Annotated in this window: 9 protein-coding genes; 2 read left to right on the top strand and 7 right to left on the bottom strand. The window is 48.2% G+C overall.

All coding sequences use genetic code 11. The features are described 5' to 3' along the window. Positions 1 to 96: 96 nt before the first annotated feature. A complete protein-coding gene (locus NFR99_RS05740) occupies positions 97 to 1,857 on the bottom strand; it encodes an ABC transporter ATP-binding protein (protein ID WP_135975959.1) in 1,761 nt (586 codons plus the stop codon). 511 nt (positions 1,858 to 2,368) lie between these two features. On the opposite strand from NFR99_RS05740, the gene NFR99_RS05735 reads away from it, so the two are divergent. Then, entirely contained in the window at positions 2,369 to 3,115 is a 747-nt protein-coding gene (locus NFR99_RS05735; protein WP_251353181.1) for an SGNH/GDSL hydrolase family protein, read from the top strand. 2 nt (positions 3,116 to 3,117) lie between these two features. Here the strand turns inward: NFR99_RS05735 and hemW are convergent, their stop codons facing one another. The 4 genes from hemW to gpr all read right to left on the bottom strand — a co-directional run bounded on the left by hemW (position 3,118) and on the right by gpr (position 8,648). Then, positions 3,118 to 4,269 carry a radical SAM family heme chaperone HemW gene (hemW, locus tag NFR99_RS05730; protein WP_251353180.1) on the bottom strand — a complete coding sequence of 384 codons (1,152 nt, stop codon included), beginning with the start codon at positions 4,267 to 4,269 and terminating at the stop codon, positions 3,118 to 3,120. Beyond that, positions 4,259 to 6,073: a translation elongation factor 4 gene (gene lepA, locus NFR99_RS05725; protein WP_251353179.1), complete on the bottom strand. Its 1,815-nt coding sequence runs from the start codon at positions 6,071 to 6,073 to the stop codon at positions 4,259 to 4,261. The genes hemW and lepA overlap by 11 nt, the downstream gene beginning before the upstream one ends. Positions 6,074 to 6,163: 90 nt before the next feature. Then, positions 6,164 to 7,546: a stage II sporulation protein P gene (locus tag NFR99_RS05720; RefSeq protein ID WP_120484389.1), complete on the bottom strand. Its 1,383-nt coding sequence runs from the start codon at positions 7,544 to 7,546 to the stop codon at positions 6,164 to 6,166. A 148-nt stretch (positions 7,547 to 7,694) separates the two neighbouring features. Next, positions 7,695 to 8,648: a GPR endopeptidase gene (gpr, locus tag NFR99_RS05715; protein ID WP_120484390.1), complete on the bottom strand. Its 954-nt coding sequence runs from the start codon at positions 8,646 to 8,648 to the stop codon at positions 7,695 to 7,697. A 228-nt stretch (positions 8,649 to 8,876) separates the two neighbouring features. Between gpr and rpsT the strand changes: the two genes are divergently transcribed. Beyond that, complete coding sequence (gene rpsT, locus NFR99_RS05710; RefSeq protein ID WP_120484391.1) at positions 8,877 to 9,140, top strand: 30S ribosomal protein S20; 264 nt, start codon at positions 8,877 to 8,879, stop codon at positions 9,138 to 9,140. 55 nt (positions 9,141 to 9,195) lie between these two features. Here rpsT and NFR99_RS05705 read toward each other — a convergent pair whose 3' ends face one another. Together NFR99_RS05705 and NFR99_RS05700 are read right to left on the bottom strand one after the other, a co-directional pair. Beyond that, on the bottom strand, positions 9,196 to 9,861 hold the full coding sequence (locus NFR99_RS05705) for a DUF3786 domain-containing protein (protein ID WP_251353178.1): 666 nt from the start codon (positions 9,859 to 9,861) through the stop codon (positions 9,196 to 9,198). Positions 9,862 to 9,920: 59 nt separating this feature from the next. Then, positions 9,921 to 16,133 carry a glycoside hydrolase family 2 TIM barrel-domain containing protein gene (locus tag NFR99_RS05700; RefSeq protein ID WP_251353177.1) on the bottom strand — a complete coding sequence of 2,071 codons (6,213 nt, stop codon included), beginning with the start codon at positions 16,131 to 16,133 and terminating at the stop codon, positions 9,921 to 9,923. Between the last annotated feature and the right edge of the window lie 43 nt (positions 16,134 to 16,176).

The raw sequence follows: 16,176 nt of genomic DNA, 5'->3' as shown, positions 1-16,176 counted from the left end.
AGGACTTTGCACCTGCTGCAAAGTTCGTGAGAATGCGTAAATTCAGCCAGAGAATCCAGCCCTTTGCGAAAGCAAACTTTAAAATAGAGGCTCCTTCTATTTCAGCTGGTTCGCCATGTTATAAAAATGAAAATACATCCCTTTCTGTTCCAGAAGCTGCTCATGAGTTCCTTCTTCGACGATTCCGTCCTCTGTCAGCACCAGTATCCTGTCAGAATTTCGGATGCTGGAAAGCCGGTGGGCAATCGTAAGTGTTGTGCGCCCTTCCGACAGCCGTGCAAGAGATTTCGCCACTTCAAATTCGCTCTCGTTGTCCAATGCAGAGGTTGCTTCATCCAAAATAATAATCGGAGGATTTTTCAGAAATACCCGCGCGATACTGAGCCTCTGCTTCTGGCCTCCTGAAAGTTTCACGCCTCTCTCTCCCACATAAGTATCATACCCTTCCTTTAGTTCCGTGATAAACTCATGGGCGCCCGCCCTTTTCGCTGCTTCCACGACTTCCTCTCTGGATGCCCCCGGGCGTCCATATGTGATATTTTCATAAATCGTCCCGGAAAACAGATAAACATCCTGCTGCACGATACCGATGCTGCCGCGCAGGCTTTTCAGTGTAAAATGTTTGATATCTTCTCCGTCCAGCGTAACTCGCCCGCAAGTCACATCATAGAACCTTGGAATCAGGTTGCACAAAGTAGTCTTGCCCCCTCCCGACGGTCCTACAATCGCTACTTTTTCCCCTGCTTTTATATGCAGGTTTAATCTTTTGAAAACCCGGTTGTGATCATCCGGGTACTCAAAACTCACGTTTTCAAAGACAATATCCCCTTTCGGATCATACAAATCTACGGCATCCGGCTCGTCAAAGATCTCAATATCTGCATCTACAATCTGGAGGAACCGCTCAATCCCGGTCATTCCTCTCTGAAACTGTTCGGCAAACTCAATAATGCGGCGAATCGTGGCAATCAGTGTGGTTACATAGAGCATGTAAGCTACCAGATCTCCGGGAAGAATCAGCCCTTTCACCATAAAAATCCCTCCCGCCACCACCACCATCAGATACATAAGCCCGTCAAACATCTTCACGGTCGTCTGGAACATAGCCATATATTTATAAGATTCTTTCTTAATATCAAGAAACTTCTGATTATCTTTCTCAAACTTTTCTTTCTCAATCCCTTCATTGGTAAATGCTTTTACCACTTTATGTCCCAGAAGGCTATCCTCTATTCTGGCGTTTAGTTCCCCAATCTGGTGCCGCTGTTTGCGAAATGCGCCTTTCACCCGAAAGTTCAGCGTCATGCACACCCCTGCCATCAAGGGCACGCACAAGAAAACCAGCACCGTCAGCCACAAATGAATTCCTGCCAGGATGAAAAAGGAAATCACTGTCTTGATTGCCGCAATGAAAAACTCCTCCGGACAGTGGTGGGCAAATTCTGTTACATCAAACAAGTCATTGGTCACGCGACCCATAATCTGCCCGACTTTTGTATTATTATAGTACGTATTAGAGAGCTGCTGCAGATGCCTGTAAGCGTCCCGCCGCATATCTGTCTCAATCTTCGCCCCCATCACATGCCCCATATCTGCCATGTAATAGCTGGCGATACCGTCCATGATCCGCAGTACCAGATAAAGCAGTCCCAGCCTGCCCACTGTCTGCATCGAAAGCGCCGCCAAATCCCTCATTCCTTCATTCGTGATATAGCGCATAATAAGCGGCAGCACCAGTTCGCATACCGTCGTCAGAGCAGCACAGAACAAGTCCATGCACAGCGTTCCTTTATATTTTTTGAAATAAGGCACAAATCTTTTCAACAGTTCCTTTGATGTGTATTGTTTTTGCTCCATAATGTTTGACTCCTATTCTATTATCCTGGCATTGCTGCCATATACAATGGCCTCAAAACCCATGAAAACTCATTTATGGCAATAGTCTTTTTCTCAGACCTGTGCGAACAGTAATATTTGCCACAATTATTGCAGTTCAAATGAAAATTGCGGTTTGTCGCTTACCCCGGACAGTTATGGAACCGATAGTTCGCACGGCTTACCCCGAACAGTCATGGGACCGACAGTCCTCCATGTTTACACCGGACGCTGGGACACCTGCCATATATCCCACACGGACGGGGACAACGCGCCGTGTGGGATATGCGGCAGGCTTCCCGGTGTCCGACGTAAACATGGGAGACTATCGGTTCCGTAACCGTCCGGGGCAAGCTGTAAACTCGTATACAAACCGCAATTTGTCATGTAACAGCCACATTTGCTTATCAAAGCGTCCCTCTCCCCGTTGACTTTTCTATAAAGTGTGGTACACTTAAGCTATCTTATGTAAACAGGAAAGGAAGCACAATTTATGAAAAAAGGCTCGACAATACCTTTGCTCCTGGCATCTTTTGCAATTGTATGTCTCGTAGTGCTGGCCGGGTTTGTAACTTTTTTAAATATGTACGATGTTTCCTCAGCCTCTGAAACTTCCCCCGCTGCCACAGCAGCGCTGGAATCAGAGTCGGACATGCCTACCCAGATTTTGAAGCCGAGTGCGGCTGTCACCACAGATCCTTTTGATGAATCTGCCGAAGAACCTGAACATTCCTATATATTTGTCGGAGATTCCCGTACAGTAGGAATGCGGAACGCCCTCCAAAACGACAGTAACGATGTTCCCTGCCGTTTTATTGCAAAGTCTGGCGAAGGCTTTTACTGGCTATACCACGATGGTATCGTGGAGCTGGAAGAAGCGCTCAGATCCACGCCATATGCCACAGTTATCTTTAACCTGGGCGTGAATGACCTGGAAGAAGCAGACCGTTATATCAGCTTCTACAAGGCTTTGTTCTCTGAGTACCATGACCCTTCTTTCTATATTATGTCTGTAAACCCGGTGGAAGATGACAGGTGCTCCGGCGCCAGCAATGCAGAAATTCAGGCATTTAATGAAAAAATGAAGGCCGAATTTCCGGACAAGTACCTGGATTGTTACAATTACCTGCTTTCGCAGGACTTCGCCACCTCGGACGGGCTCCATTATCCGGACAGGGTATACCGTATGGTCCACCACTTTGCCGTAATGTCCTTAAATGGCGGCGATAACGCTTCTTAAACTTATTCAGACAGCAAAAACTCTGACAGCACATAGTTGCTAATGTCAATACCCCGCTCCGTCAGGAAAATCCTTCCATTTTCCCGGCGGAGCAGTTTTTTTTCTTCCAGTTCCCGGCTGATTTTCCCGTAAACACTCACATAGGGCGTATGAAATTTTTTTTCAAAATCATTTACCGAAATCCCCTGTGTCAGCCGCAGCCCAAGGAACATAAATTCCTCCATCTGCGCCTCTGCATCCAGGTATTCCTCATCTTCCCTGCCAAATGCACGGTTTTGATAATTCTCCATACTTTCCGTATTATGAAAGCGCACCTCGTCTATCAGAGAGGAAGCCCCCAGGCCAAATCCCCGGTAGTTCTTACGCTCCCAGTATCCGCAGTTATGGCGGCATTCGAATCCCTCCCTGGCATAATTAGAAATCTCATATCGCCGATAGCCTTCCGCTTTCAGTATTTTCTCTGTATCATAGTACATTTGGCGTTCCTCGTCCTCAGACGGAAGGAATCCGCATGGAAGCCCTTTCTCCCTGCGCTTGACGTCCTCGGCATATTTTTCATAAAAAGGCGTCCCTTCTTCCACAATCAGGCTGTAAGCAGAAATATGCTCCGGCTTCAGCTCCGTGACCTTCTGCAGCGTTTTCCGCCATGTATACGCGCTTTGCCCCGGAAGCGCCGACATCAGGTCAATATTGATATTTTGAAATCCCGCTTCCCGTGCCATCCGGTAGCTCTCCAAAAATGTCTCCCATGTATGGATTCTCCCCAGCGCCTTCAGTTCCGCATCCTCTGCCGACTGCAGCCCCAGGCTCAGCCGGTTAATGCCCGCCTTCTTCCACTCTTCCAATTTTTTCCTATTTAATGTACCGGGATTGGCTTCCAGCGTGATTTCCGCATCTTCGGGCACACTATATTTCGCCCGCACTGCATCCATGATGCGGCCTATCTCTTTTCCGGGCAGAATCGAAGGGGTGCCGCCCCCAAAAAATACAGTAGCCGCATCCCCCTTCTCTTTTGCCCCATAGATCTCATCCAGGAGCGCTTCCACATAGGACTGCCTGTCCTTCTCTCCGGCTGGGAAAGACAGGAAATCACAGTAAGCGCATTTTCTGATACAAAATGGGATATGAATATAAAGTTCCAGTTTATTTATCATCTAATTTCAGAACACTCATAAACGCCTTCTGCGGAATCTCTACGCTTCCAACCTGGCGCATCCGTTTCTTTCCTTCCTTCTGCTTCTCCAAAAGCTTTTTCTTACGGGTAATGTCGCCGCCATAACACTTCGCCAACACGTCTTTCCGCATAGCCTTGACCGTTTCCCTGGCGATAATTTTGCTTCCAATCGCCGCCTGAATAGGAATCTCAAAGAGCTGTCTCGGTATTTCCTCTTTCAGCTTTTCACACATCTTCCTTCCGCGCTCATATGCCGTATCCCCATGTACAATAAAGGACAGCGCGTCTACTTCCTCCCGGTTCACCAGAATGTCAAGCTTCACTAACTCAGAACGCTCATACCCTTTCATCTCATAGTCAAAAGATGCATATCCCCTGGAACGCGATTTCAGGGCGTCAAAAAAGTCATAAATAATCTCATTCAGCGGCAAATCATATTTTAACAGCGCCCTGGTTTCTTCCATATATTCCATGCCCAAATACGTACCCCTGCGCTCCTCGCAAAGCTGCATAATCGAACCGATAAACTCTGTTGTTACCATGATCTCCGCACTTACAACCGGCTCCTCCATATAGTCAATTTCTGACGGATCGGGCAAATTTGAGGGATTCGTCAGCTCGATAACCTCACCGTTTGTCTTGTACACTTTATAGATAACGCTGGGCGCAGTCGTCACCAAATCCAGGGCATACTCCCTCTCCAGACGCTCCTGAATAATCTCCAGATGAAGCAGTCCCAAAAAACCGCACCGGAACCCAAAGCCCAGAGCAATGGAAGTCTCCGGCTCGAACTGAAGGGATGCATCGTTTAACTGGAGCTTCTCAAGCGCATCCCGCAAATCCGGATATTTCGCCCCATCTGCCGGATACATACCGCAGAATACCATGGAATTCACCTTCTTATATCCGGGCAAAGGCTCATCGCAAGGTTTTTCCGCGTTTGTAATCGTATCTCCTACCCGCGTGTCCTTCACATTTTTCAGGCTGGCCGTAATATAGCCCACCATGCCCGCGCTCAGCTCATCACATGGGATAAACTGCCCCGCGCCGAAATATCCCACTTCTACGACCTCTGCGGTGGCGCCTGTCGCCATCATACGAATTGGCGTTCCTTTCTTTACCGTGCCTTCTTTCAAACGGCAGAATACAATAACGCCTTTATAAGAATCATACAGGGAATCAAAAATCAACGCTTTCAGCGGGGCATCCGGATCTCCTGTCGGAGCCGGAATCCTCTCCACAATTTTCTCCAGCACCCGATCAACATTCATCCCCGTCTTGGCGGAAATCCTGGGCGCATCCTGTGCTTCAATCCCAATAACATCTTCAATCTCATTGATTACCCGATCCGGGTCTGCGCTGGGCAGGTCTATCTTATTAATAACCGGCATTACATCCAGGTCATGGTCAAGAGCCAGGTATACATTCGCCAGAGTCTGCGCCTCTATCCCCTGCGCGGCGTCTACCACCAGGATTGCGCCGTCACATGCCGCCAGACTCCTGGATACCTCATAATTAAAATCTACATGTCCCGGGGTGTCAATCAAATTGAAAATATATTCTTCTCCATCCTTCGCCCGATAAACGATGCGGACAGTCTGCGCCTTAATCGTAATGCCCCGCTCCCTCTCCAGCTCCATATTATCAAGCACCTGTGCCTGCATTTCCCTGCTGGTAAGCAGTCCGGTCATTTCGATAATCCGATCAGCCAATGTAGATTTTCCGTGATCTATATGTGCAATAATACAAAAATTTCTGATTTTGCTCTGTTCTACTGCTGCCACTTCTCTTCCTCCTTTAAGTCATGCATCCCGTCTCACATCTCCGTGCCGAACGGCCACATATGCATAGCTTAAATTAGTGTATCACATCTTTCACCCGCCACGCAATACCTGATTCAGAATATCTGCCAGCACCTCCATTGCATTTAGCTCTTCCTCCACTGTGTTGAGCTGGGTTCCTGATTCAATCAGCAAAGACTTCGGACGCATGTGGAGATTATATCGCAGGCTCTGCAGATAAATATTTCTCGTCCAGCCCGGATAGTGCTGCGCTGCTTTTAGCTGCAGCTGAAAAGAGAACGCCAGGTTATCTTCAATATAAGGATTGGGCAGGTAATCAATTTCCCCGTTCCTTGCCGTGCGGCTCAGGCCGTTAAAAAACATAATCTGCGCCGTGGGTTTTCCATCAATCTCCTTCACAAACTTATGTCCGTCCACTCCGTCCCGGTGCAAATCAATTACCACCTCAATAGACGGATTTTCGTCCAGAATCTGCTGTATATCCGGTGCAGCCAGGGTATATGCCCTGTTCCTGTCCAGCTCCCCGTCAATCATATCATATACCTGTGTATGGTGAATCACATTATACCCATACGTATCCGTCAAAATTTCCGTAAGCCGGTTTCCCACACCCACAATCGTATCATTTACATCCCCCTCCACTGAATCAATAAATGCCTCCTGAGAATGAGTGTGGTAAATCAAAATCTGAGGCTTTGAATTATCCGTGGTGAGGCTCAAATCCCTCGACATCAGAGAATCATAATTTATCTGGCTCTCCAGCGGCGTCGTTGATGGGTCAACCGCAAAAAAATTATTCAAAAGATAATTATAGTCCCGCAGCGATGCTTCATCGAGAACTGTTACAGGCTCCCTGGCAGGATCTCTGGGCAAAATCTGCAGCAGGCTCCCGTCCTGCGTTTCTGACTGGCTATTCCCTTGTTCCCCCATCGGATTGCTTTCCTGTACTCCTGACCGGCTCCCGCCATTCATTTCTTCCTGCCGCCCGTCTCCTTGCGTTTCTGACTGGTCTTCACTCTGCGCCTCTGATTGGCCTCCTCCAGTCGTTTCTGTCCCGCTCTCTGCCTGCCCTTGCGCCTTGTCTGTGGCTTCTTCTGCCCGGGACGCCCATTCCTCCGTCTTCCCTTCCAATTCCATCATCAAATCGTATTCCAGGCGGCTTTCAATATCCGGAAGTTCTTTTGCCGCTTCTTCTGCATAAGAGTACAGTGGAAAGATTTCCTGCAGCACCATATCCACCCAGCTGTCAGGATATTCATCTCCCTGCCATGCAAACGCAAACCCCGGCATATGTGTTTTCAATGCCATAGACTCCAAAGCCCGCTCTATTCCGGCAATCCCCGGAATTCTTTGCAGAACCCTGCTCTCTTTCGCAATAATAAGACCCCTATATAAAATATAGAGGCCCAGCAAAACAATCAAAACCCATACTGCATTCTGTAATTTTCTCTGCATCCAACCGCCCCCGTCCTGCTGCTGCCAGTGTCCCGCCCGACACCCTTCCCCATTTCAATAGGATGGGCATTCCAGTTATAGATATTGCAGCAGCTCCACATTGCTGACCTGCTGCCGGATATTACAGTATATGCGGCATATTTCCAGACTATGACAGTTTCAGGGCAAGGTTTATTCCTTCAGAAATCGTATAGCTGATTCTCTTCATCGTCTCGTCAATATCTTTAGGGGTTACAAACATCGTATTTAAATGAGGTGAAATTAATTCCCGTATCATTTGGTGCTTTTCACTCTTGCTGAGCGTCCCTAACGCACCTCCCAGGTTACGGATATTTTCATCCTTATCCATAGTCTCCACCAGACTTTCCATCGTATCATTCACAATCGTCGCAGCGTCCACCACCGTAGGTACTCCTATGGCAATTACCGGAACCCCCAGCACTTCCTTATTAATACCATTCCTGTGGTTCCCTACACCGGAGCCGGGATTAATTCCCGTATCTGTAATCTGAATCGTCCTGTTTAGCCTTCTGGTGCTTCTTGCAGCCAGTGCATCCACGGCTATAATCACTGCCGGATGCGTTTCCTCTACCACGCCGCGGATGATTTCCAGTGTTTCCATCCCTGTCTGTGCCATGACCCCCGGCACGAGTGCACTGATTTGATTTACCTTTCCTCCCCCCACCGATGCCTTGCCATATTCCTTAATCATATGACGGGTAATATTCACATTGTTCACTACATAGGGTCCCAGAGCATCCGGCGTTACTTCCCGGTTCCCCAGACCCACTACCAGCACTGACTGCTCCTCCCCACCCAGAAGCTCTTTCAAATGTCCGGACAGAGCCCTGGAAATCTCCCGATGATAGTCCTCATCCGGCACAGACATATGCGGCGCTTCCATAGTAATGTAATTTCCCACAGGTTTTCCCATCGCTTTTGCCCCGTTTTCCGTCTCTATCACAACCCTGGTAGTGCGTATCTCGTTTTCCTCATCTTCCGTCTCGTGAATGCGCACCCCCCGGATTTCTACATTATCTTCCTCAAAGCTCTCCTTCGCCTCCAGTGCGAGGTCGGTGCGGATATTAAACTTTCCCAGCATAATTCTTCTCCTCTTTGCTTTCTTAATACATACTCCCCGGCAAACCGCAATTTACCTCCCAAGCCATTACTATTTTTCACATTTTTTTGCAAAATATGTATTGACATACCCGAAAGGTTGGGCTAAACTATATAAGCATGTTTACATCGGATCGTCCGTGTCCGGCTCCGATGTATGAGATAACGTTTAATGGTTTAAGATGATAAAAATATTTTGGAGGTGTACAGGTTGGCTAATATCAAATCTGCAAAGAAAAGAATCTTAGTAAACAGGACAAAAGCTGAGCGTAACAAAGCAATTAAGTCAAGTGTTAAAACTGCTATCAAAAAAGTGAATGCTGCTGTTGTTGCAAAGGATAAAGAGGCTGCTGCTGCCGCTTTATTAAACGCTACTTCTGTTATTGATAAGGCTACGAAGAAGGGTGTTTATCACAAAAACACTTCTGCGAGAAAAGTTTCCCGCCTGGCAAAAGCTGTAAACAGCATCGCGTAGTCCATACACAAAAAATAAACAAAGACATTGGGTTCCGTCAGCCCGATGTCTTTGTTTATTTTTCGTGTTTTTTATCCTCCTTGTAACAGCCAGGAATCGCTATCGGGCGGATTACCTCTTTTAGGCGCTCCAGCAAATGATTCATTACATAATACAGCGTCTCAAAATGCATAAAGTCGAGAGAATTTTTATCCCACAGCAGTGTAATGACCGAAGAAAATTCTTCATCTCCCTCCCAGAAGCGGAAAGCTACAGGAAAAAAGGAAAACACCGGAATCTCCCATGATACATCCGCACTGGCAGGTACATCCAGCCGCCGCCCGCCAAGCCTTTTACATGCGTCAGCCAGCGCCCCGGCTTTACCAGAAAATAGCTTTCCATATGGGGCGGTAAATTTGTCCGCCGAAGGACTGCTGTGGGTTACCTGCAGGGAGGCAAGGGTACGCCATTCCCCTGAAAGCGCCGGCCTCCCTTTGGGATAGCACAGAATATCATAGAGAGCCATAACCACCTGATAATCCAGACACGGAACATATCCCTCTTCTTTCTGTTCCTCTATCTCTCCGTTCTCTCGGCAAACCCGATAGTCCGTCCCCAGGAATTTCAGATACAGATACTTCTCATCACTCTTTATCGGAAATCTCTCCGTCATAATCCTCTGGTCATATTTCAGAAAAATCTCCCTTGCCGCAAACACCTGCTTTTCATAATTTGATCCCATATGCCCTGCCCTTTCACAAGCAACAGGCCAGCAAAGCCGGCCTGTTACCTCCCATCTATTTATTTCTTTTTATACACAACCTTTTTTCCAGCGCTTTTCATCCTCTTCTTGAGAGTCTTAAAGTTCTTCTTTGACATCTTTTTCGGAACAGTAATTTTACAGTTCTTTTTAATACCGCTGAATGCCTTACTTCCAATCTTAGGCGCTTTTTTGCCTTTGAAAGTAATAGATTTCAGCTTTTTACATCCAAAGAAACTCTTTGCCCCTATGCTTGTCACATTAGCTCCGATTACCACGCTTCCCAGCTTCTTATTCTTTTGGAACACCTGCTTATTGATGGCGGTAACTTTATAAACCACGCCGTCTTTCTTCACAGTTGCCGGGATTGTCACCTTGCTCTTATTTTTCAAAAGCTTATCTACTGTAACCGTACCGTTCTTCCCGCTGGCTTTCGTAATTTTATACTGCAGAACGCCCGCCTGGATTATATTGCTGGTTGGAGCTTCCGGCTGCAGCGCCGCCTTTGCTGCCTGCAGCGCTTTCAGCGCCGCGTCTATCTGTGCCTGGGTTGCTTTCGGATTCGCCATGACCGCTTCTGCTTCTGCCAAAGCCTTCCGGAATGCTGCTGCGCTCGCTGCAGAATATCCCGCCAGGTTTACTTTCTTTGCTTCGCTGACAGCTGTCCCAAGCGCCCTGCTGTCTCCTGCACCCGTGCTGCCTGCCTGCGTTACTGTAAGATGGATTTTTGCCATGACTGCCGGACGTACCGCACTTGCCACAGTAATATCAGCCTCTCCCGCTGCCTTTGCAGTGATAACGCCCGCTGCATCTACCTCTGCCACTGTCCTGTTGGAAGAAGCATAAACCAACCCTTTCTTATCCGTTGTATTTTCCGGTGTCACTTTTGCCGTAATCGTATGGGTCTGGCCAACCGTCAGCGTCAAAGCGCTCTGCACAGAAATTCCACTAATAGGCACGATGCTGTTCTTTCCGACCACTACTGGAATCTCCAGATTCTTATCACCGCAGGATGCCGTGATGACAGTTGCACCAATTCCCTCCGCAGTCACCACACCTGTGCTGGAGTCTACGGAAGCAATCCCTGTATCACCAGACGCATAGGTAATATCCCCTGCCGCATAGAAAGGAACCTTGTCTGCTTTCACTGCTGCTGCCTCACCCGGCTCCAGCTCCAGAGACGATGTATAGGTACGGAGTCCGCTCGGAGCTTCCGCAGGCTGTACTTTGTCAAAATCAAGCCACAGCGCCACGTTCTCATCGTCTTCCTGCATGGTTCCCGCGTCAAGCTCTTCTTTCGTCAGCGCTTTTGAATAAACGCGGATATTGTAAATGCTTGACTGTGAAGTACGGCTTGTCGCCTGCGGACAGTATCCGATACCCAGCGGGTAATTAGATGCTGCCACGGCGCCTGCTTCTACCGTAACCAGCTCCTCCCCCTCCAGATACACGGAAATATTGTTTCCGTCATAAATCGCCGCAACATGCAGTTTCTTGTTCAGCCTGTCTTCCGTATCTGTCCTGAGAGGCGTACTTCTGGCTACTATCCACTCTCCAGATGTATTTTTGATAAAGAAGTAAATTACATTTTCAGAAATACGGAATGCTGCGCAGTCATCACCCTTAGACGCAATCATATTATACTCGTTGCCTTCATAGCCAACTCCGTTAGGATTAACAACTGCTTCAATCGTAAACGGTTTCGTGCCTCCGATAATATTGTTAAAGATTTCATTCGCACCTTCGCCCGTCACGTCTGCATAACCTTCCAGAGCGCTGCTGTCGCCTCTCTGTGCCAGCTTTGCAGTTCCGTTTACGGCAAGTCCCAGCCCACTTCCGCTCTTATCCTCTACATTTGTAACAGCTTCCAGTTTCTTTGCCAATGCCAGTGCTTCCCCCACCTTCTCGCAGCGCGCTTCTGTCACCTGCGCCCTGGCGGTTTCAGAAAGTCCTTCGCACATTGCCGCGATATCCTCAAATTCCGAAATCTGATCCGCACTAATTCTGTCAGCAGTAATAGCATCAATCCGCTCGATTAGCGATGTCAGGCTGTCTTTTGTCCGGTATGCCCGTGTGACATCCATAGCACTGTCTGTAGTGGTATACGGAATCATCGTGTACTCATAAGTATACTCCCTGTCGTTTGGAAGTGTATACGCAGCCAGTGTATCCGCACCACAGCTCGCATTCCCTGTCCCCTGAGAACGGTAGTTGACTGTCAGGAATGTCTCTGCCTGAGGCGTCAGCTCATAAGGATGCCGTGCCTGCGTCAAATCATTCACGTCAAAGTGCAGGGCAGACGCCTCCACACCGTCCGTCGACGCGATTGCCATTGCCCCTGTCTTGGCTGGGTCTGTCACTGTAATATATTTCACTCCGGTTACAGTTCCGGTATCCTGGGTATCCAGGTATGGATAAAACATCTTAGAAACTGTAGTCCTGTTGATACCGATTGTCGCAAAATCTTCTCTGTCCCAGGTCGCCTCAACCGGCCCGTTTCCATACCACTCCACGTTTTCATATCCCTGCGGCAGCTTCATAATCGTACCGATACGGATGAATCTGTTACGGCTTCCAAAGTTATGGGCGGTCGCGTCCACGCTGGCTTTTACCGCCACTGCCCCGCTTCCGTCTACTGTATAAACCATTTTCTGTTTTATATCCGCATAATCCGGAGCCTGGAGCGTCACAGTAATTACTTTCTGTCCGTCCCGGTTGCTGGTAACTGTAAGATTCGATGCGCGAACGCCATTATTTATCGTCTGCAGACTGCCGCTATAGTTATTATTATCATTATTCATCGGCGCCCTCCAGTAATTGGGAACCGGGCCTTCCGCCATGATGACTTCATCCTTCCAGATATAATTCTGAATTGCGCCTGTCGCTTTGTCAATGCGGAAACTAAAGTCCTTACCGGAAACGGTAATCGCACTTTCGTCCGTCTCATCTACGTTAACTTCTGCGTCTACTGCTTTTTTTACACTTTCAACGACAGCCGGAATTTCAAACTGCTCATAGGCAACCTCATGCCCTGCTTTTGCCCAGAGAGTATCCTCTTTCAACTGAACGGACAGATTCAGGTAGTATTCTGCCCCAGCTTTTTTATTTTCCGGAAGTTTCTCAGCATACGGAACGGAAAGCTTTCCATTCTGCCTTCCTGCAACATCCGCTTCGGCCACCGTGCCGTTTCCAATCTCTTTACCGTCCTCCAGCAAAGACCATTTTACATCAAAATCGTTCAGATTCAGGAAATTATTCTCATTATAAACAGAAACCTCCTGAGCCATAATCTGTTTCGCCGTAGCCGTAAACCAGACGCTCTGATACTGATATTTTACCTCCCAAAGTTCCGGCTGGGGATCCCTGTCCGGAGAAACCAGTCCGTTTACACAGAAGGAACCGTCATTCGGCGATTCTCCGCTGTCGCCGCCATATCCATAGTACTGCCCCTTCGCCTCTTCTTTATAGAGATTTTTATGGGCAAAATTCTCTGAATAATAATCATAAGGCTGTCTGCTTGATAAAACCGCCTCACTGAAATCCGCCCACAGAAGCACGTCATCTGAGTCTGCCCCAATCGCAGGCGTCTTACTGTTCTGTGACGCCAGTTCGCTTTCTGTGAGCGCCTTTGTATACACACGTCCCAAAGAAATCTCGCCGTCAAAGTTTCTGCCATTGTCCGCGCAGCAGCCGATACCCAGGGCAACGCTGCTTGACGCCACTGTCGTATTGCCATTTCCAGACGCCAGCAATGTACCGTCACAGTAAATCTTAATAGCCCCCTGATCGTAAACAGCCGCAACCTGATGCCAGTTATTCAACCAGTCTGCCGGAAGGTCTGCCGCTACAGAATTCCAGTTATTATTATAATAAGCAAAGAATTCCAGCTGGCCGTTTGAGTTCGTCTTTAACGCAAACTGATGATCCCCCTTTGCCGCCAGTACCTGATCCCCTCTCTCAGTCGTAGGCTTGCAGACAACCTCAACCGTAAATGCCTTGCCGCTGCCGGACAAAGCCGTATTGTAGGAAGCCTCGTTAAACAGCGCATATCCTGTTGCACTCTTAGATGCCAGGGCTTTCTCATCCGTCACATCATAAATGTCTCTAATGACTGCCGTCCCGGCTGCCTGCTCCGCTTTCTCAGTTAAATCATAATTCTTCGGCAGCGTATCCAGGCTAATCAGCCTTGACTGATCCACCCAGTCCCAGACAAACGCGCCAATCATATTATCAGAGCTTCGGATAGCATCCCAGTATTCTTTCAGGTTCCCTACGGCATTCCCCATTGCATGGGCATATTCACAGAGCACATACGGCATATCCCGTCTTGCCCAGCCCTGTACCGTGCCAACATTCGGGTACATATTGCTTCCCATATCTGTACCGTTGGCATCATTAGAACTCTCCGAATGCACCGGCCTGGTGCTGTCATGCTCTTTAAAATACCAGATTAAATCATAGAACATGCCGTCCGCATATCCCGCGTCACTGGAATAATAGCTTTCATTTCCAGTAGACCATATCACCACTGCCGTGCGGTTTTTCAGCCGTTCAAATGTCGTGACGGTTCTGTCCATAGCAAGCTTTTTGAAATTCGTTTTCGGCGTCTCCTGATTCTGAAGCGCATGTGCTTCCAGATTCGTTTCCCCCATCATATACAACCCGTATTTATCACACAGATAATACAAATATTCATCATTGCTGTAATGTGATGTACGAATTGCGTTCAGGTTATACTGCTTCATAAGCTTAACGTCTTCTTCCTGCGTTTCCTCCGGCACATATTTTCCATAAACCGGATCGGTATCATGGCGGTTCGTGCCTTTGAGCAGGAGCTGCTTCCCATTAATCTTAATAGGCTCGTATGCAGAATCCTCTGTTGTCCTGTTTCCGCTCCCGTCTACTTCCGTGCGCACAAACTCGATTTCCCGGAATCCAAGCTGCTGGGAAACGCTTCCTAAATACGCATTTGTGGATGAATCATACAAAGACAGCACCAGTGTATACAAGTTCGGTGTCTCTGCCGACCAGAGTTTCGGCGCGTTTACTGTTTTCTGCGCAGTTTTCGTAGCTTTCCCGTCTGCATCGCCATTAGCAGCCGGAATCGTGCCCATGTCCAGTGTAATGCCGTTTACGAACACTTCTCCTTCCTCATCATACAGGCGCGCGTCCACCCGGTAACCACTCACTTCACTGGTCGAAGCATTTGCTACATCCACGCTCAGTCCAAGCGTTGCATTTTCATAATTTTCGTCCAAATCAGTCGTTACGGTATAGTCCTGGATATGTACCAAGGGCGCCGAATACAGATATACATCACGGAAAATACCTCCGTCATAATACATATCCTGATCCTCCATCCAGGTTCCGTCGCAGAACTTATGAACCTTCACCGCCAAAAGGTTTCCCTGTCCATTCTCAGTCAAATATTCTGTAATATCAAAGCTGTGGGGGCTGTAGCTGTCCTCGCTGTATCCCACCTCTTTGCCGTTCACATAGACATAATAAGCAGATTCCACTCCCTGGAAGGAAATATAAACCCGCCCTCCCGTCCTCTGCAGGCCGGGGTCTACGTCAAAACTTTTTCTGTACAGGCCCACCGGATTATAATTTACCGGCGCCTGCGGGCAGGACACATTGGAATCATATTTACTCTGCCACGGCATCTGGACATTCGTATAAATGGAAAAATCAAATCCCTGGCGCGTCCAGCTGCATGGAAGCTGCAGGTTTGACTTCCACTCATCCGCCGCATTCGGCGTATAATCTGTTGTATAAAATTCCTGATACTTCTCTCCCTGCGCCAGCGCCTGGTTCTGGAGAACCACCAGCGACCAGTCAGCCGCCCCCTCTCCAGTCAAATACTGCACATAATCAGAAACCGCCTTATTATAGTCTTTTGCTCCTGTAATTGCCTTGTCCACGGTATCGTAAACAACGCTTGTACTTGCAAACATACTCGCTTCTTCCCGGTTAATTTCATATACATCCGCACCTTTGACAGTCGCGCCGTCCACCTCATACTCCGTGCCGGTCCACTCCTTATGGGTAAACTTCTGTGCCTCAGTATTGCCGCTTACTTTGGATGTCAACTGGGGAATCCCTGCCCCGCTGCTCCACGGTTCCTGATACGTACTGTCAACATTTTCTGTGTCGCTTGCCTTCGCTGTCTCTGCTGTCGGTGCTGTATAATATGCCGCCCCGGCAATCATGGAAAGCGAAAGCGTCAGCGATAAGACTTTTTTCCACTTCATATTTTTGCTCCTTTCCTATACGCTTTCTACGCCTTATCACTGC

It is taken from the genome of Hominisplanchenecus murintestinalis, assembly GCF_943193015.1.
Lineage (GTDB): Bacteria > Bacillota > Clostridia > Lachnospirales > Lachnospiraceae > Hominisplanchenecus_A > Hominisplanchenecus_A murintestinalis.
Note: the sequence above shows the minus strand (reverse complement) of the source record. Positions and strands in the feature narration are given on the sequence as shown.